This window comes from Falsigemmobacter faecalis, assembly GCF_003863335.1.
Lineage (GTDB): Bacteria > Pseudomonadota > Alphaproteobacteria > Rhodobacterales > Rhodobacteraceae > Wagnerdoeblera > Wagnerdoeblera faecalis.
This window is the reverse complement of record NZ_RRAZ01000003.1, coordinates 168,198-185,885: the sequence shown is the minus strand read 5'-3', so window position 1 is coordinate 185,885 and position 17,688 is coordinate 168,198. Positions and strand designations below refer to the sequence as shown.

General features: G+C 64.7%; 18 protein-coding genes and 1 tRNA gene. 9 read left to right on the top strand and 10 right to left on the bottom strand.

Going from position 1 to position 17,688, the window contains the following annotated elements; translation table 11 throughout:
- Positions 1–79 precede the first annotated feature (79 nt).
- Positions 80–2,347 (top strand): ribonuclease R, encoded by a 2,268-nt coding sequence (gene rnr / locus EG244_RS03055; RefSeq protein WP_124963539.1) that lies wholly within the window; start codon positions 80–82, stop codon positions 2,345–2,347.
- 84 nt (positions 2,348–2,431) lie between these two features.
- On the top strand, positions 2,432–3,694 hold the full coding sequence (locus EG244_RS03050; protein WP_124963538.1) for a lytic murein transglycosylase: 1,263 nt from the start codon (positions 2,432–2,434) through the stop codon (positions 3,692–3,694).
- A gap of 69 nt (positions 3,695–3,763) precedes the next feature.
- Here the strand turns inward: EG244_RS03050 and EG244_RS03045 are convergent, their stop codons facing one another.
- Positions 3,764–4,816 (bottom strand): LacI family DNA-binding transcriptional regulator, encoded by a 1,053-nt coding sequence (locus EG244_RS03045; RefSeq protein ID WP_124963537.1) that lies wholly within the window; start codon positions 4,814–4,816, stop codon positions 3,764–3,766.
- Between the two features lie 112 nt (positions 4,817–4,928).
- Between EG244_RS03045 and EG244_RS03040 the strand changes: the two genes are divergently transcribed.
- Both EG244_RS03040 and EG244_RS03035 read left to right on the top strand, forming a co-directional pair.
- A tRNA-Arg gene (locus EG244_RS03040) sits at positions 4,929–5,005 on the top strand.
- 70 nt (positions 5,006–5,075) lie between these two features.
- Positions 5,076–5,897: a purine-nucleoside phosphorylase gene (locus EG244_RS03035; protein WP_407644024.1), complete on the top strand. Its 822-nt coding sequence runs from the start codon at positions 5,076–5,078 to the stop codon at positions 5,895–5,897.
- Here EG244_RS03035 and EG244_RS03030 read toward each other — a convergent pair.
- The 3 genes from EG244_RS03030 to EG244_RS03020 are packed head-to-tail and all read right to left on the bottom strand — an operon-like array spanning position 5,866 to position 8,504.
- The gene (locus EG244_RS03030; RefSeq protein WP_124963535.1) at positions 5,866–6,690 is read right to left on the bottom strand and encodes a C40 family peptidase; all 825 of its coding nucleotides are present in this window, start codon (positions 6,688–6,690) and stop codon (positions 5,866–5,868) included. The genes EG244_RS03035 and EG244_RS03030 overlap by 32 nt on opposite strands.
- Positions 6,691–6,693: 3 nt before the next feature.
- On the bottom strand, positions 6,694–8,085 hold the full coding sequence (locus EG244_RS03025; RefSeq protein ID WP_124963534.1) for a leucyl aminopeptidase family protein: 1,392 nt from the start codon (positions 8,083–8,085) through the stop codon (positions 6,694–6,696).
- Positions 8,086–8,144: 59 nt separating this feature from the next.
- Entirely contained in the window at positions 8,145–8,504 is a 360-nt protein-coding gene (locus tag EG244_RS03020) for a hypothetical protein (protein ID WP_124963533.1), read from the bottom strand.
- 126 nt (positions 8,505–8,630) lie between these two features.
- Between EG244_RS03020 and EG244_RS03015 the strand changes: the two genes are divergently transcribed.
- On the top strand, positions 8,631–9,275 hold the full coding sequence (locus tag EG244_RS03015) for a carbonic anhydrase (RefSeq protein WP_124963532.1): 645 nt from the start codon (positions 8,631–8,633) through the stop codon (positions 9,273–9,275).
- 117 nt (positions 9,276–9,392) lie between these two features.
- Positions 9,393–9,833, top strand: a complete 441-nt coding sequence (locus tag EG244_RS03010) for a c-type cytochrome (protein WP_124963531.1) — start codon at positions 9,393–9,395, stop codon at positions 9,831–9,833.
- Between the two features lie 42 nt (positions 9,834–9,875).
- On the opposite strand, the gene EG244_RS03005 is transcribed toward EG244_RS03010, so the two are convergent.
- Positions 9,876–10,160 carry an I78 family peptidase inhibitor gene (locus EG244_RS03005; RefSeq protein WP_158617225.1) on the bottom strand — a complete coding sequence of 95 codons (285 nt, stop codon included), beginning with the start codon at positions 10,158–10,160 and terminating at the stop codon, positions 9,876–9,878.
- A gap of 136 nt (positions 10,161–10,296) precedes the next feature.
- Here EG244_RS03005 and EG244_RS03000 point away from each other — a divergent pair, with 136 nt between their 5' ends.
- Complete coding sequence (locus EG244_RS03000) at positions 10,297–11,427, top strand: S-(hydroxymethyl)glutathione dehydrogenase/class III alcohol dehydrogenase (RefSeq protein WP_124963585.1); 1,131 nt, start codon at positions 10,297–10,299, stop codon at positions 11,425–11,427.
- Positions 11,428–11,532: 105 nt separating this feature from the next.
- Positions 11,533–11,715 carry a hypothetical protein gene (locus EG244_RS02995; RefSeq protein ID WP_124963529.1) on the top strand — a complete coding sequence of 61 codons (183 nt, stop codon included), beginning with the start codon at positions 11,533–11,535 and terminating at the stop codon, positions 11,713–11,715.
- Positions 11,716–11,778: 63 nt separating this feature from the next.
- On the opposite strand, the gene hisC is transcribed toward EG244_RS02995, so the two are convergent.
- The 3 genes from hisC to hemF all read right to left on the bottom strand — a co-directional run bounded on the left by hisC (position 11,779) and on the right by hemF (position 15,276).
- A complete protein-coding gene (gene hisC, locus EG244_RS02990; protein WP_124963528.1) occupies positions 11,779–12,849 on the bottom strand; it encodes a histidinol-phosphate transaminase in 1,071 nt (356 codons plus the stop codon).
- 3 nt (positions 12,850–12,852) lie between these two features.
- Complete coding sequence (gene aroA / locus EG244_RS02985) at positions 12,853–14,208, bottom strand: 3-phosphoshikimate 1-carboxyvinyltransferase (RefSeq protein ID WP_124963527.1); 1,356 nt, start codon at positions 14,206–14,208, stop codon at positions 12,853–12,855.
- Between the two features lie 165 nt (positions 14,209–14,373).
- Positions 14,374–15,276: an oxygen-dependent coproporphyrinogen oxidase gene (gene hemF, locus EG244_RS02980; RefSeq protein ID WP_124963526.1), complete on the bottom strand. Its 903-nt coding sequence runs from the start codon at positions 15,274–15,276 to the stop codon at positions 14,374–14,376.
- Positions 15,277–15,445: 169 nt separating this feature from the next.
- Between hemF and EG244_RS02975 the strand changes: the two genes are divergently transcribed.
- Positions 15,446–15,853 (top strand): hypothetical protein, encoded by a 408-nt coding sequence (locus EG244_RS02975; protein WP_124963525.1) that lies wholly within the window; start codon positions 15,446–15,448, stop codon positions 15,851–15,853.
- A gap of 17 nt (positions 15,854–15,870) precedes the next feature.
- On the opposite strand, the gene EG244_RS02970 is transcribed toward EG244_RS02975, so the two are convergent.
- The gene (locus EG244_RS02970; RefSeq protein WP_124963524.1) at positions 15,871–16,680 is read right to left on the bottom strand and encodes an SDR family NAD(P)-dependent oxidoreductase; all 810 of its coding nucleotides are present in this window, start codon (positions 16,678–16,680) and stop codon (positions 15,871–15,873) included.
- Positions 16,677–17,675 carry a class I SAM-dependent methyltransferase gene (locus EG244_RS02965; RefSeq protein ID WP_124963523.1) on the bottom strand — a complete coding sequence of 333 codons (999 nt, stop codon included), beginning with the start codon at positions 17,673–17,675 and terminating at the stop codon, positions 16,677–16,679. Before EG244_RS02965 ends, EG244_RS02970 begins: the two co-directional genes overlap by 4 nt.
- Positions 17,676–17,688 lie beyond the last annotated feature (13 nt).

Genomic DNA, 17,688 nt, shown 5'->3' with positions numbered 1-17,688 from the left:
CGCGTGCAGACCGGCCACCGCGCAGAGCTCACAGGCTTTTCAGCATGACCTTTGTGCGCTCTCATGCTAGGGGCAGCGGATGAAACAGCTTCCGACCCGCCAGGACCTTCTGAAATGGATCGCCGAGAACCCCGGCGAGACCGCAAAACGTGATATCGCCCGTGCCTTTGGCATCAAGGGCGCGGCACGGATTGAGTTAAAGCGCATGCTCAAAGAGCTTGCCGGTGAAGGGGTTCTTGAAAAGAAAGCCCGCCGCTTTGCCGAGCCGGGGGATCTGCCGCCGATCCAGGTGATTGAGATTACCGGCCCCGACCGCTCGGGCGATCTTTGGGCCACGGTTCTCGAATGGCGCGTTGAGGGGGAACCCCCGCGCATTCTGATGGTGACGGGACGCGAGGATCCGGCCGTCGGGCGGGGTGACCGGGTGCTGGCGCGGCTGGAGAAGGTTGCAGATCAGGATTACGCCTATGAAGGCCGGATCATCCGCAAGCTGGGCCAGACCGCACAGCGCATCCTTGGGATTTTCCGTCTGGGCGCTGAGGGCGGCCGCATTCTGCCCATCGACAAGGGCGAAGCGAAGGAATGGGCCATCAGCCGTGAGAACGCGGCGGATGCCAGAGACGGCGAACTGGTTGAGGCAGAACTCTTTGGCAAGCGCCAGTCGCTGGGCCTGCCGCGCGCGAAAATCGTTGCGCGTCTGGGGGATCCGGGCGCGCCGAAGGCCGTCTCGCTGATTGCGATTCACCAGCACGGCATCCCGGATGTGTTCCCGGAAGATGCACTGCGCCAGGCGGAAAATGCCGAAGCGGCGCCTTTGGGCAAACGCGAAGATCTGCGCCATCTCGATCTGGTGACCATTGACCCGGTGGATGCCCGCGACCGCGATGATGCGGTTCTGGCCTTCCCGGATGAAGATCCGGCAAACCCCGGCGGCTTCCGCCTTTGGGTGGCGATTGCGGATGTGGCGCATTATGTGACGCCCGGCTCAGCCCTGGACCGCGAGGCGAAAAAGCGCGGCAACTCGACTTATTTCCCGGATCGCGTGGTGCCGATGCTGCCCGATGCGCTCTCGGGGGATCTCTGCTCGCTGCATGAGAATGTCGACCGCGCCTGTATGGCCGTTGAGATGCGGATCGATGCCCAGGGGCACAAGATCGCGCAGCGCTTTACGCGCGGGCTGATGCGCTCCAAAGCCTCGCTGTCTTATGAGATGGTTCAGGAGGCGATTGACGGTCGCCCCAATGAGAAGACCGCGCCGCTTGTGGAAACGGTTCTGCGCCCGCTTTATGCGGCCTATGCCGCGCTGAAGCAGGCACGCGGGGTGCGCCAGCCGCTGGAGCTGGATCTGCCCGAGCGGCGGATCATCCTGAGCGATGAGGGCAAGGTGCTGTCGGTGGCCTTTAAGGACCGCTTTGACGCCCATAAGCTGATCGAAGAATTCATGGTGCTGGCCAATGTGGCCGCGGCAGAAGAGCTGCAGAAGCTGAAATCGCCGCTTCTCTTCCGTGTTCACGAAGAGCCTGCGCTGGATAAGATTGATGCTTTGCGCGAGACGGCGCTGGCCTCGGGCTTTACGCTGGCCAAGGGGCAGGTTCTGAAGACGGCGCATCTGAACGCGCTGCTGAAGCAGGCGGCGGGCACGGATCATCAGGAGCTGATGAACCTGACCACCCTTCGCTCGATGACCCAGGCCTATTACGGGCCGGACAATCTGGGCCACTTTGGCCTGGCGCTGAAGGATTATGCGCATTTCACCTCGCCGATCCGGCGCTATTCGGACCTGATCGTGCACCGCTCGCTGATTAAGGCGCATGGCTGGGGCGATGACGGCTTAAGCCGCGATGATATTGACCTGCTGGCAGAGACCGCCAAGCAGATCTCCGACAGCGAGCGCCGCTCGATGGCGGCGGAGCGCGATACCTCGGACCGCTATCTGGCGTCCTGGCTTTCGGATCGGGTTGGCGCGGAGTTTTCGGGCCGGATCTCGGGTGTGCAGAAATTCGGTCTGTTCGTGCGGCTGGATGAAAGCGGGGCCGATGGTCTGGTGCCGATCCGTGAGGTGGGGCGCGAGTTCTTCCATTATGACCCCGACAGCCAGACCCTGATGGGCGCGGAGACCGGGCTTGAGATCGGCATTGGCGCCCGCGTCACCGTGCGGCTGCGCGAGGCGGCTCCGATTTCGGGCGGGCTGATCCTTGAGCTGCTGAGCATTGATGACCAGAGCCTGCCCTCGGGTCGTGGAAGGCCAGGGCGCAAGGGCGGACGGGGTAAGCCCTTCAAAAGCCGCACGCGGCGCGAAGGCGAGAAACCGGCGAAATCCCGCAGGGTGGTGCGCAGCCGGAAGTGAAACCTGCTGCGGGACTGTGCAGAGCGCTCTTTTGTCGCTAGGTTGCGACAAAAGAGCAGCACTCAGTCACGAACAGGTTTTTTCATGTACAAAGGTCTCAGATTTGCCGGGTTTTTTGCGGCTGTCCTTCTGCCCACCGCCTGCAGCTATGGCGCGCCGGAGCATCTGAGAAACCGACCTGCGGCCAGCCCTGCCCCTGCCGCGCCGGTCACCCCGGCCAGTGCCGAGCAACGCGCGGGCTTTGAGCGCTGGACCGCAGGCTTCCGCGCCCGGGCCCGGGCCAAGGGGATCTCGGATCAGGTGCTCAGCCGGGCGCTGGCCTCGGCCGCTTATGATCCCGATGTGATCCGGCTTGATCGCCGTCAGGCTGAGTTCTCGCGCCCGATCTGGGAATATCTCGATTCTGCGGTCTCAGACACCCGGCTGCGCAACGGGCGCAATGCGCTGGCGCAGCATGGCCGGGCGCTGTCGGCCATTGAGGCGCGCTACGGTGTGCCCAAAGAGGTGGTCGCAGCGGTCTGGGGCATGGAGACCAGCTACGGCGTGAACCGCGGCAAAAAGCAGATCATCTCCTCGCTGGCGACCCTGGCCTATGACGGTCGGCGCGGGGCGTTTTTTGAAGAGCAGCTAATTGCGGCGCTGAAAATCCTGCAGTCGGGCGATACCAGCCCGGAGAATATGCGCGGCTCCTGGGCGGGGGCGATGGGGCATACGCAGTTCATGCCGACGAGCTATCTGAGCTATGCGGTGGATTTCACCGGCGACGGGCGTCGCGATATCTGGTCGGAGGATCCGACCGATGCCCTGGCCTCGGCCGCGAATTATCTGGCGAAGATGGGCTGGAAGAGCGGCCAGCCCTGGGCGCTTGAGGTCACGGTTCCGGCAGGCTTCCGCGAGGCGGGCAAGTCGATCAAAAAGTCCCCGGCGCAGTGGCAGGCCCAGGGCGTGCAATCGGTGCGCGGCGGGCGGATTTCGGATTATGGGCCGGCCTCAATCCTGATGCCGGCGGGGGCCAATGGCCCGGCGCTGATGATCTTTGACAACTTCCGCGTCATCTCTCGCTACAACAATGCCGACAGCTATGTGATGGGCATTGGTCTCTTGTCTGATCAGCTGGCGGGTCGGGGCGGGTTGCAGCGGGCCTGGCCGCGCAGCGACCGCGCGCTGAGCGAGGCTGAGCGCAAAGAGATCCAGAGCCGTCTGGCGGCGCAAGGGTTCTATCAGGGCGAGGTCGACGGGGTGACCGGATCGGGCACCATGGATGCGGTACGCGCCTGGCAGGCCTCGGCGGGGCAGACGCCGGATGGCTATGTGAATGAGGCGCTGCTGAAAAAGCTTCGGGGCTGACGGAGAGCGCCGGGGCGGGCTGCCTGCCCGCCCCGGACCCCACCCGGGAGTATTTTTAAAAAGCCAAAATCAGGCGCGGCGGATGGTATCGCCGGGCAGAATTGCGGGCTCCAGCTCAATCACCTGGCCGCTCCGGGCCTGGCCTGCGCGGCCTGCGGCGATGATTTCAGCCGCGCGGCGGCCAATTTCGCGGCGGCAGCTGTCCATGGTGGCGAGGCGGCGCGGCAGGCCCTGGATCAGCTCAATGGCGTTAAAGCCGGCAAGGCCGATGCGGCCGGGGACATCGATGCCCTGCTCAAGGCAGTGCAGCAACCCGCCGGCGCCGATCATATCGTTTGAACAATAGATGAAATCGAGATCGGGGTGCCGCTGCAGGAGCGCGGCCGTCATCTCGCGGCCCTTTTGCAGGGCGGAGCCGCCGTCGTAAAAGTCCCGCGCCTCGACCGTCAGGCCGGCCTCGCAGAGCGCGGCCTCAAAGCCTTCCAGTCGTTTGCGGGCGCGGTGGTCGTCGGGCATTTTGGTGCCAAGAAAGCCAATGCGGCGATAGCCTGCTGTCAGGATGGTCTGCGCCATCCGGCGTCCTGCGAGATGGTGCGAAATGCCGACCATGCTGTCGACCGGCGTGCCGTTCACATCCATGATCTCAACCACCGGTATGCCAGCTGCGGCCAGCATGGCGCGGGAGGCGTCGGAATGCTCGAGGCCCGCCACGATGATGCCCGAGGGGCGCCAGGACAGCATCTCGTAGAGCACTTCCTCTTCGCGGGCGAGGCTGTAACGGGTGACGCCGATGACCGTCTGCAGGCCGCTTTCTTCCAGCACGTCTGAGATGCCCTGAAGCACCTCGGGGAAGACCTGATTGGAGAGTGAGGGAATCACAACGCCGACGAGATTGACCCTTTGGCTGGCCAGAGCGCCTGCGATGCGGTTGGGGACATAGCCGAGATCGCGGGCGGCAAGGAGGACCTTCTGGCGCGTCGGCTCGGAGACATCGCCGCGGTTCCGGAGCACGCGGCTGACGGTCATTTCTGAGACGCCGGATCTTTCGGAGACATCGCGGAGCGTCAGCGGACGGCGCGGTGGGATCGGCCTTGGTTGTCCCGGTTTTGGCTGTTCTGCCATGCTGCGCCCCTCCCTCACGTCACCTGGTTTTGGTTCTAGACGAAAGCGGCAGGCGTGGCAAAGTGCAAGACCGGTTGCATCGGCGGCGTTTTTTCGGCAAGAGCGGGGGGATGGCTCCGTGGCTCAACTGGATAGAGCAGCCCCCTCCTAAGGGGCAGGTTGGTGGTTCGAATCCACTCGGGGTCACCATCGCTTCCCTTTGACAAATCGCCGCGTCAGGCGCAGCCTTGGCCCCGTGACCTGCACAGGAGGCGTGGCTGTGGACCAGACCCTTGCGATCATTGACCAGCGCAGCGGCGGCCGAAGGGTGGAACTGGGGCTGATCCTCGGATCGGGGCTCGGACATCTGGCGGAGGCCGCGGAGGGGGTGGCGATCCCCTATTCCAGCCTGCCGGGCTTTCCGGCGACCGGCGTATCGGGGCATTCGCCGCGGCTGGTGATCGGGGAGCTGGAGGGGGTTTCAGTCGCGATTTTCGGCGGGCGCGCGCATTATTATGAAGAGGGCCGCGCCAATATTATGCGTCGTCCGCTGGAGGTGCTGAAGGCGCTTGGGGCGGATCGGGTGATCCTGACCAATGCGGCGGGCTCGCTTCGCGAGGATATTGCGCCGGGAGACCTGATGCTGATTGAAGATCACATCAATCTGAAAGGCCGCTCGCCGCTGATCGGGGAAGAGTCAGAGGCGCGCTTTGTGAATATGGTCGATGCCTATGACCCTGGGCTGCGCCGCGATCTGCAGCGCGCGGCGAAGGCGGCGGGGGTGGCGCTGCCGGGCGGGGTTTACTGCTGGTTCTCGGGGCCGAATTTTGAGACCCCGGCAGAGATCCGGGCGGCGAAGATCCTTGGCTCAGATGCTGTGGGGATGTCGACGGTGCCCGAAGTGATCCTCGCGCGGTTTCTGGGGCTGAAGGTGGGGGCGGTCTCGGTCATCACCAATATGGGCGCGGGTCTGAATGCGAAGGAGGTCATTTCACATGAGCAGACGAAAGCCGTGGCCCCGCAGGGGGGCGCACGGCTGGAAAAAGTGCTGCGGCACTATCTGCGCGGGCTCAGCGGTTCGAGAGGCGGCGGCGGTGCGTGATGGGGCCATAGCCCTCTGAGAGGATCCGCGCTTCTGCGGCGGACAGCTTTTCGCGCACGCAGCCCATATAGGCGCCGGTGGCGTGGATGATCTCATCGGGGCCTGAGACCAGCGCCACATGGCCTTTCCAGAAGACCAGATCACCGGGGCGCAGGTCCCGGGCTGCGACCTCGGTGCCGGCCATGGCCTGCAGATCGCTGTCGCCCGGACAGGGCGTGCCGCAGGCCAGCATCGCCGCCTGGGCCAGACCCGAGCAGTCGATCCCCGCCCGGCTGTTGCCGCCCCAGAGATAGGGGGTGCCAAGGAAGCCTTCCGCCACTTTTACCGGGTCAGAGGCCAGGGTCTCCACCGGCTCCAGATGGGCGAGCGGGACGTAACCCTGTGGCGTGCGGGCGAATTTCCCCTCTTCCTCCAGCACCTGAACCAGGGCCGAAAAGGGCAGCGCCACCAGATCGCGGGCCTGTGCTTTCGGGCCTTCATAAAGCTGGCTGAAGCCGGTTTTCACCCGGTGGGTGACCGGATGATCGTGGCCCAAAGCCGCCTCGGGCAGCCAGCCGCAGAAGCCGTCTTTATCGGCCATCACAAAGGCCAGGCCCTCGTGCTGGTCGATCACAAGGACGCGCTCGCCGTAAAGGACCTGACGGTCGCGCGCGCCGCCGGGGGCTTTCAGAAGATCGGTCACCCCGGCGATCAGGCGGGCGGGATGGCCCTCGGTAAAGGCCTGGGCCTCTACTTTGCCAAGCAGCGAGATATGGGCTTTGGTGCCGGAAAACGGCGTCAGACGGCGGTCCACTGGTCAGACTTTCACAAGGTCAGGAAGAGCTTCAAAGAGCGCCCGCGCACCCTGCCCGATGCCCCCTTTCGGGCGGGCAGGCGCATCCGCGGGCTGATGACAGAAGATGTCGAAATGGGCGTAGCGCGTGGCCCCCGCAAAGCGGCGCAGGAAAAGGGCTGCGGTGATCGAGCCTGCCATCCCCCCCGAGGGCGCATTGTCGAGATCGGCGATCCCGGGCTCAATCATCGGCTCATAGGCCTCCCAGAAGGGCATCTGCCAGAGCGGGTCGCGGGTCTTTTTCGATGCGGCTGAAAGACTTGCCGCCAGATCCCCGCAATCGGTGTAGAAGGGCGGCAGATCGGGGCCAAGCGCCACCCGCGCGGCCCCCGTCAGCGTGGCCATAGAGATCAGCAGATCGGGAGTGTCCTCAACCGCCAGCGCAAGCGCATCGGCCAGCACCAGGCGGCCTTCGGCATCGGTGTTGTTCACCTCCACCGTCAGGCCATTGCGGGCGGTCAGAATATCACGCGGACGGAAGCTGTTGCCGGAGACCGCATTTTCGACCGCCGGGACCAGAACGCGCAGCCGCAGTTTCAGCCCCGCGCCCATGATCATCTGCGCAAGGCCCATGACGGTCGCCGCACCGCCCATGTCCTTTTTCATATTCAGCATGCCCGATGAGGGCTTCAGATCAAGCCCGCCGGTGTCAAAGCAGACGCCCTTGCCGACCAGCGTGACCTGCGGCCCCTCCTGCCCCCAACGAAGATCCAGAAGCCGTGGTGCGCGCGGGCTGGCACGGCCAACCGCATGAATCATCGGGAAATTCTGCGCCAGAAGCTCGTCACCCGTGATGACGGACACACCGGCGCCATGGGCGAAGGCGAGGGCGCGGAAGGCGGCCTCCAGCTCATCGGGTCCCATGTCGGAGGCGGGGGTATTGATGAGATCGCGGGTCAGCGCCTCGGCATTGGCGATCAGCTCAAGGCGGGCGGCATCAACCCCTTCGGGGGCCAGAAGCTGCGCCGCGGGGCGCTTTGCCGCGCGGTAGCGATCAAAGCGGTAACCTGCGAGCAGCCAGCCGAGGGCGGCCTCATCGCGGTCCTCGGGCGTCAGATCGCCCTCCAGCCGCCAGGCGCCTGCGGGCAGCCGCGCGGCCGCGCGGGCCACGGCAAAACGGCTGCGCGCGCGGGCCCTTGCATCGCCCAGGCCCAGGACTGCGCCGCTGATCTGCCCGTCTTCCCCCGGCAGCAGGATCGGATCGCCGAAGCCCGCGCTGAAACCCTGCGCGGAAAGCCAGGCCTGAGCCGCGTTTGGCTGACCCGCCAGAAACGTTGCAAGCCCTTCCGGCGTCACAAGAAACAGCGGACGCACCGGGGTTCCGGCAGGGGCAAAGCTGAGGCGGGTTTCGGGCATGAGAACACTCCGGTTGCAGGCCCGCCCAGAGTGAGCCGATTGGCGCGGGCCTGCAAGCCTCAGTCGTGCCAGTCCGAGGCCTGATCAAGAAGCCGCGACAATCGCGCCCAGGTCGAGGCCAGCGCCGTGCCGTCCTGCAGATGCAGACAGCGCCGCACATCGGCGGCCACGCGCGCAATCGGCGCCAGCCCCAGATCGGGGGCCAGTCGCATCACCCGTCTGAGCCCCGCATCAAAACCGCGAAAATCCTCACGCAGCCAGCACCGCAGCATGGCCCGCGCCAGGGCCTGCAACTCTTCATAACCGTCCGGAAACGCATTGCGCATAATTTCCGCCGGACCGGCCCAGACCGGGTCAGGCAAAAGCCGTTCCCGCATCCTCAGCCGGATAATTTCACCGCCCGCCACAGCCACACCCATGTGTTTTCACCATCACCCGTGACAGTGTGCCGCTGTAAAGTTGAATGAATGATGAGACCCACCCCCAAAAATCACTCGAATTTTTCGGGCTGCGGCAGTATCTCAGGGGCATCAAGAGGAACTCCGATGACAGCGAAACTGCTTCCGACCTATCTCGTCCAGCGTTTCCACGGCTGGCGTGCCACCGCCTGGCAGGACAACAAGGCCTGGTACAAGCGTCTGGCGGCGGGGGGACAGCACCCGAGGGCGATGGTCATTTCCTGCTGCGACAGCCGGGTCCATGTGACCTCGATCTTCGGCGCCGATGAGGGCGAATTCTTCATTCACCGCAATATCGCCGCCCTGGTGCCGCCCTTCACCGATGACGGCAATCATCACGGCACCTCGGCCGCGCTGGAATATGCCGTGACCGCGCTGAAGGTTGCGCATGTTGTGGTGCTGGCGCATTCGAACTGCGGCGGCGTGAAGGGCTGTCACGATATGTGCTCGGGCCATGCCCCGGCACTTGAGGAAAAATCGAGCTTCGTGGGCCGCTGGATGGACATCCTGCGCCCGGGCTATGAACGCGTGACCCATCTGCCTGAGGCCGAGCAGATCGACGCGCTGGAAAAGCAGGCCGTGCTGGTCAGCCTTGAAAATCTGATGAGCTTTCCTTTCGTACGCGCCGCGGTTGAAGCCGAAGAGCTGACGCTGCACGGGCTCTGGACCTCAATCGGGGAAGGCTCTCTTGAGCAATACGACCCCGAGCGCGGCGGATTTATTGTCGTCTGAGCCGTTCATGATTTTGACAAAGCTGTGATTAAAAGCCCCTTCGCAGAAGGGGCTTTTGCATGTCAGACTGCCGCGCAGCGCAGGTTTTGCGCAGCTTTATGCGTGGAGTTCAGACCTATGAAGACTCTCACCCGGATCTGCGCCCTCAGCCTTGTGCTGCTGGCGCTTCCTGCTTTTGCCAAAGAGGGCGTAACCAATCCGACGGTCAAAGCGCGGATGGATGTTATGCAGGTGATCCGCGGCGGCATGGCCACGCTGGGCGATATGGCCTCGGGCAAAGCCACCTTCGATGCGGCCCGCGCGACAGAGGCAAAGACCGCAATGGCCGCCGCCGCCGCCACGATCGTGCCGGCCTTTCAGGCGCCTGAAACCGACCCGGTGACCGAAGCCGCGCCCGCGATCTGGGAAAAGTTTGACGATTTCAGCACGAAAGCCGAAAGCCTGGTCACCGCCGCTGAGGCGCTGAACACCGCCTCGCTCGACGGGCTGAAGGGCAGCCTTGGTCCCGTCGGGGCCAGCTGCAAATCCTGCCATGAGGCCTATCGGCTGAGCAAGTAACCGCAGCAGCAGGCCCCTGAGCGGGGCCCGCTGACCAGGGCCTCAGCCGCAGTAAATGCGGGTGATGGTGCCGCGCTCATTATGCTCGATGTTCAGACGCTCGCTGCGGAAATCCATCGTCATGACCGACCCCGGTGCCAGCACGCGCACCGGGCTTTTCACCTGTGCGGGATTGAACCGGCTGAGCGGTGTGCCCACCAGCCCGCCATAGCCCGCCGCACCACAGTCATCGATTTTGATCGGGCCGGGGGTGGCCAACTGCTGCTCTACGCAGCCCGCAAGCGCCAGAACTGCCACGATCGGCAGCAGCTTCAGTTTCCTGTGCAAAATCCGTTCTCCTCTGTTGCATCGCGCCGGGGTTCCGGATCATTACCCCGGCAGGCTGCAGATCAGACTGCCACGACTTCCCCGGCCTGTCGCCCCTGCCCGTACACTTTGACGTTTTTATAGGAGTAAACCCATGATCCGCACCCGCGCCGCCGTTGCCGTTGCCCCCGGTAAGCCGTTGGAAATTATGGAGGTGAACCTTGAGCGTCCGAAGAAGGGCGAGGTTCTGGTTGAGATTAAAGCCACCGGCATCTGCCATACCGATGAATTCACCCTGTCGGGCGCGGACCCGGAAGGTATCTTCCCGGCGATCCTCGGCCATGAAGGCGCGGGCGTGGTGATCGAAGTCGGCGAAGGCGTCACCACGCTGAAGCCCGGCGACCACGTGATCCCGCTTTACACCCCCGAGTGCCGCGAATGCCCCTCCTGCCTCTCGCGCAAGACGAACCTCTGCACCTCGATCCGCTCGACCCAGGGGGCGGGCCTGCTGCCGGACGGCACCACCCGCTTCTCGATGCTCGATGGCACCCCGATCCATCACTACATGGGCTGCTCGACCTTCGCGAACCACACCGTGGTCCCCGAGATTGCGCTGGCGAAAATCCGTGAGGACGCGCCCTTTGAGAAAGTCTGCTACGTCGGCTGCGGTGTGACCACCGGCATCGGCGCTGTGCTGAACACCGCGAAAGTTGAGATCGGCGCGAAAGCCGTGATCTTTGGCCTTGGCGGCATTGGCCTCAACGTCATTCAGGGCCTGAAAATGGCCGGAGCCGATATGATCATCGGCGTCGATCTGAACGACAGCAAAGAAGACTGGGGCCGCAAATTCGGCATGACCCACTTTGTGAACCCCAAAAAGATCGACGGCTCAATCGTGCAGCATATCGTGGATCTGACGAAGACCCCCTTCGATCAGATCGGCGGCGCGGATTACTCCTTCGACTGCACCGGCAATGTGCAGGTGATGCGCGATGCGCTGGAGTGCACCCACCGCGGCTGGGGTCAGTCCATCGTGATCGGCGTGGCCCCCGCGGGTGCTGAAATCCAGACCCGTCCGTTCCAGCTGGTCACCGGCCGTGTCTGGAAAGGCACCGCCTTTGGCGGCGCACGCGGGCGTACCGATGTTCCGGGCATTGTCGACTGGTACATGGACGGCAAGATCGAGATCGATTCGATGATCACCCACACCCTGCCGCTTGAGCGCATCAACGAGGCCTTTGATCTGATGCACAAAGGCGAATCGATCCGCGCAGTCGTGGTTTACTAAGCCCATCCCCTGAGAGGCCCTGACCGGCCTCTCAGTTTTTTCGGAACCGTCAGGGTGGGGTGCGGCGTTACTTCTGCAATTCAAAGTCAGTCCAGGAGAGCTGCCATGACCCGTGCCCTGACCGGAGTTTTCTGCGCGATGACCCTCGCGCTTGCGGCCTGCGGGCCAAACACTGCCACCCGTGCCACAACCGGCGCGGCAACCGGCGCCGTGATTGCAGGCCCTGTGGGCGCAGTTGCAGGCGCAGCCCTGGGTGGCACCGGCGCCGTGCGCGTGCGCAACCCGTAAGCCGTGCAGCCCCTCCGGGCAGAACGGTGTGACATCTGAAAAGCCGGGGTCTCCCCCGGCTTTTTATTTGTCTTTACCAGCCAGGATCCCACCCATAGCTGTGACCAGCGCCTGACATTCCTCTGCCGTGCCGACCGAGATCCGCAGCCAGTCGCGGATCTTTTCCGAGCGGAAGTGGCGCACCAGAATCCCACGCTGCCGCAGTTCGGCCAGCAGATCCGCCGCATCCCGCCCGGGATGAGACGCAAAGAGGAAATTGGTCTGCGACGGCAAAACCTTAAATCCCAGAGCCTGCAGCCCCCCGGCCATGGCATCACGATCCGCCATGACCCGCGCACGGGTCTGCTCAAACCAGGCGCGGTCCTCGATGGCCGCAGTCGCCCCCGCCAGGGCCACCCGGCCCAGCGGATAGCTGTTGAAGCTGTCCTTGATCCGTACCAGCCCCTCAATCAGATGCGGCTGACCAAGCGCAAAGCCCACCCGCAGCCCCGCCAGACTGCGCGACTTCGACAGCGTCTGCACCACCAGCAGGTTGTCGTATTTCGCAATCAGCGAAGCCGCAGACTCGGCGCCGAAATCGACATAGGCCTCATCCACCAGCACCACGACATCGGGGTGCTGGCGCAGCAGGCGCTCCACCTCACTCAGCGGCAGAGCGATGCCGGTCGGCGCATTGGGATTGGCCAGGATCACCCCGCCACAGGGGCCGGCATAATCCGCGACCTCGATGTTGAAATCGGCATCGGTCGCAACACGGCGGTAAGGAATGCCATGCAGATCACACCAGACCGGATAGAAACTATAGGTCACATCGGCAAAAAGTACCGGCCCCTTATCGCGGAAAAACGCCGCAAAAGCATGGCCCAGAACCTCGTCCGAGCCATTGCCCGCAAAGACATGATCCGCACCCAGCCCGAAGGCCTCGCCGATCACCCGGCGCAGATCCGCCGCCACCGGATCGGGATAAAGCCGCAGCGCCTCGCCCCCCGCCCCGGCCATGGCCGCAAGGGCCCTCGGCGAAGGGCCATAGGGATTTTCGTTGGTATTGAGCTTGATAAAGCTCTGCCCTTTGGGTTGCTCACCCGGCACATAGGGCTCAAGACCGTGAACGGCAGGGCTCCAGAAACGGCTCATCGGTTACTCTCCACCCCGGGTGATCTTTGCGCCCAACTCCGCCATCAGCGGCTCAAACACCGGGAAAGAGGTGGCAATCGGCGCGCCGTCATCCACCGAAACCGGCTGCTGCGAGGCCAGCCCCAGCACCAGAAACGACATGGCAATCCGGTGATCGAGATGGGTGGCGCAGGTGGCCCCGCCCGGCACACCGCCCTCGCCCATGCCATGAACGATCAGCGTGTCCTCATCTTCCTCAATCGTCACCCCACAGGCCTCAAGACCGCGCGCCATGGCATCAATCCGGTCGCTCTCCTTCACGCGCAGCTCTTTCACCCCGCGCATGATGGTCCGACCCGTGGCACAGGCCGCAACGACCGAAAGCACCGGAAACTCATCAATCATCGAGGCCGCCCGCTCCTCCGGCGTCTCAATCCCCGTCAGCGCCCCCGCATAGCGCACCCGCAGATCCGCCACCGGCTCACCGCCCTCTTCGCGAGGGTTCTCAAAGGTGATATCCGCGCCCATCTCAATCAGCGTCAGGAACAGCCCGTCCCGCGTCGGGTTGCGCGACACCCCCGGCACCAGAATATCAGATCCCGGCACCAAAAGCGCCGCGCAGACCGGAAAGGCCGCCGATGACGGATCGCGCGGCACCGCCACGGCCTGGGGCTTCAGCTCCGGCCGTCCCTGCAGACGGATCACCCGCGCCCCATCCGCGCGCACCTCGGTGCTGATCTCAGCCCCAAACCCCGCCAGCATCCGCTCCGAGTGATCCCGCGTCGGCTCGCGCTCAATCACCACCGTCTCGCCCGGCGCATTCAAACCCGCCAGCAGCACCGCCGATTTCACCTGCGCCGAAGGCACCGGCACCTCATAGCTCACCGCCAGCGGCTCGGCTGCCCCCACGAGGGTCATCGGCAACCGCCCACCCGAACGCCCGACGCTCTGCACGCCAAACAGCGCCAGCGGCTCGGTCACCCGCTTCATCGGCCGCTTGCGCAGCGAGCCATCCCCGGTAAAGGTCGCCGTGATCCCGGTGGTGGCCATGGCCCCCATGATCAGCCGCACCCCGGTGCCGGAATTGCCGCAGTCAATCACATCCGCAGGCTCGGAAAACCCACCGACGCCCACGCCATTCACGACCCACTCGCCCTCACCGACACGCTCCACCTGCGCCCCGAAAGCGCGCATGGCCTTGGCGGTATCGATGACATCCTCGCCCTCCAGCAGCCCGGTGATCCGCGTCTCGCCAATGGCCATGGCCCCCAGGATCAGCGCACGATGGCTGATCGACTTATCCCCGGGCACCTGCGCCACCCCCCTCAGAGGGCCAGAGCGCTGCGCGGTCATCGGAACGGGCGTGGCATGAGACGACATGATATTTCCTGCAGCCAGAGCATTTGCCGCAAGGATTAGCCCAAGCCGCCCCCCCGGTCCATGCTCAAGAACACCTGCCGCAGACCCCGCCTGATTTTGGCTTTTTCAAAATACTCCGCGGGGGTCCGGGGGCGCGAAGCCCCCGGCGCTCCCCACAAAAGCGCCTCAGATCCATTTCGCCAGCGGCGGCAGCGACATCAGCACCGCATTGGCATCATGCCCGGTCTCCAGACCGAACTTCGTGCCGCGATCATAAACAAGGTTATATTCCGCATAGAGCCCGCGATGCACCAGCTGCGCCTCACGCTCGCCCTCACCAAAAGGCATCTCACGGCGACGATCAGCCAGCGGCACAAAAGCCGGCAGGAAGGCCTCGCCCACCGCGCGGGTAAAGGCAAAATCGCCCTCCCAGTCACCGGTATTCAGATCATCAAAGAAGATCCCGCCCACTCCGCGCGCCCGGCCCCGGTGCGGGATAAAGAAATACTCATCCGCCCAAGGCTTAAAGCGGTCGTAATAGCCCGCATCATGGGCGTCACAGGCGCGTTTCATCTCAGCGTGGAAATGCGCGGTATCCTCAGCGAATTCCAGCGCCGGATTAAGATCCGCGCCGCCGCCGAACCACCAGGCATGGGGGGTCCAGAACATCCGGGTGTTCATATGCACCGCCGGCGCATTGGGGTTGCGCATATGCGCCACCAAAGAAATCCCGCTGGCCCAGAACCGCGGATCTTCGGCCATCCCCGGCACACCGCGGGCCGCCATGGCCTTTTGCGCGCGCGGCTGCAAAGTGCCATGCACCTGCGACCAGTTCACCCCGACCTTCTCAAAGACCCGGCCGCCGCGCATCACGCTCATGATGCCGCCGCCGCCGTCATTGGCGCGGGTGGTGGGCGTCACTTCAAAGCGACCCGCCGGCAGCTCGGATCCGGGACCCTCCGTATGGCGGTCCTCCAGATCTTCAAAGGCCGCCACAATGCGGTCACGCAGGTTGCGAAACCAGGCAGCGGCCTGCGCTTTTTGCGCCTCAGCCGTGTCGGACGGCAGGTCAGAAACAGATGCGGTCATGAGAAATCCCCCGGGGCTTTGCTGAGGCCGGGTTTAGCAGCCCCGCCCCCGCGCCGCTATCCCTGTGGGCCTGCGTCCGCCCGCCGCGCCTGCAAAATTGACCGCGGCACCCTTTACAGTGCCGCAGCGCAGCCGCACACTCCGGCCAACATCTCCCAAAGGTTTCGCCATGACCCGCCGTTTCGCCTGCTTCGCGCTTCTTGCCCTGCCCGCCCTGCTTGCAGCCTGCGGCACCCCGCAGGAGCGCTGCATCCGCAGCGGCACTGAGGATCTGCGCACCCTCAACAGCCTGATCGCCGAATCTGAGGCCACCCTCAGCCGCGGCTATGCCCTGGTCGAGGTTGAGACCACCCGGATGAGCTGGGAAAACTGCGGCTGGCACCGCCCGCGCAAAGAGGGAGAGGCCCCGCAGCCGCGCATGTGCTGGCGGCCGGTGCCGGATACCGAGACCCGCCCGGTTTCCGTCAACCTTGATGCCGAGCGCGCCAAACTGGTCTCCATGCAGCGCAAGCATCGCAGCCTGCAGGCGGGCGCGGCCCCGGTCATCGCGGCCTGCAAAGCGCAGTTTCCGGAATAATCGCGGCCAAAGTCGCCTCAGTGCCCCGGTGCTGCCACCACATCCAGTAAGCTGCGTCCGCCATCCAGCGTCAGGACCTGCCCGGTCATAAAGGCCGAGGCATCTGAAGCCAGAAACTGCACCACCTCTGCCAGCTCTGAGGGGGCGGCGATCCGGCCCAGCGGTGTGCCTGCCAGAATATCTTCGCGCCAGGCCGGATCGGCCTTCAGACCGGCCTGAAGGCTCGCCGACATCACCGACCCCGGGGCCACGCAGTTCACCCGGATCCGCGACGGCGCCAGCGCCAGGGCCAGCGAGCGGGTCATCTGCTCGACGGCCGCGCAGGCGATGGAATAGCCCAGAAGCTCGGGCCGGGTCGCGCGGGCGGTCACCGACGAGAGGTTGATGATGGTGCCCGCCGGTGCGCTGTCATCCGAAAGCGCGCCGGCCTGATCGATCATCCGCCGCGCCGCCATCTGGCTCACGCGCAGCGCCGTCATCAGGTTTTGCGCGAGCATCTCTTCGACCAGGTCCCCCTCGGGCGACAAAGGATCGGACTGCGCGGTGGCGCGGCTTGCGTTCACCACAATATCAATCCGGTCAAAGGCATCGACCGTGGCGGACATCAGATTGGAAATGCTGAGTTTTTTGCGAAGATCAGCGGCGAACCAGCGCACCGGACCCTCTGAGTAAGCCTCTTCGCCAAGCTCAGCGATGAGGCCCTTTTCGTCAAAATCGGCGCACATCACCCGCGCGCCGCGATCGGCAAGGTGGCGGGCGATTGCCCGCCCGATGCCATGCGCCGACCCCGTCACAATCGCGACTTTGCCAGCGACAGAGAGGCTCATTTTGCGCCGCGCGCCTGAATGGGCCGCGATGCACGCCACAGACGGAAGCTGTTGTCGCCGCCGATCATCTCAACCTCGCGGAAGAGCTTTTGCAGTTCCGGCTCATAGGGAAGCTGTTTATTGGCCACCAGCCACAGCGTGCCTGAGGTGGTCAGATTGCGCGCCGCCGCCTGCAAAAACGCGATCCCGAGTTTCGGATCGGCTTCACGCGCCGTGTGGAAGGGCGGGTTGCAGACGATGACGCCGAAGGGAACGTCGGCCTTAAAGCCCGTCGCATCGGCCCAGTGAAACTGCGCGCGCGGATCGGTGATATTGCGCCGCGCGCAGTCCAGCGCCTCGGCCTCAGCCTCGATCAGATGGACTTCCTGCACGCCGGGGCGCTTGAGAATCTCCGACGTGAGATAGCCCCAGCCCGCGCCGAAATCAGCCACACGGCTGTGCAGCTTTTCCGGCAATGCCTTCGCCAGCAGGGCCGAGCCGCGATCGATGCCATCCGCCGAGAAGACGCCCGGACGGGTGGTGAAGCCGTCAACCTGACGATCCTGCGCCGCCCAGTCCTGCGGCAGCGGGGCTGCGCGGAACATGAACAGTTTGCCATGCGCCTTGGACCAGGCCTCGCCCGGCGCAAGCCCGGCAAGCTTCAGGTCCTTCAGCAGCGATTCAATGCCGTCGGTCTTCTGGCCATCGACCCAGACAGGCGCGCCTTCCGGCAGCGCGGCCACAGCCTGAACCAGCATGGCGCGCGACAACTCCCGCGCACGGGGCAGGCAGACCAGCGCGGCTGCGAACGCGCCCTCCACCTCTGCCGAGACCGGGATGCCGCGGGCAGAAAAAGCATTAAAATCAGGGCGGAAGCCGGTGACCACCTGCAGGCGGGACGCCTCAATGTCATCAAAATGATCCTCACCCCGCGGGCGCAGGATCAGGGTACGGCCCGCGTCGGGCCAGGCGAAAACACCGCTGTTAAGCGCGGCAGTCAGTCGTTCAGAACGCATGAGCGGGCCTCCG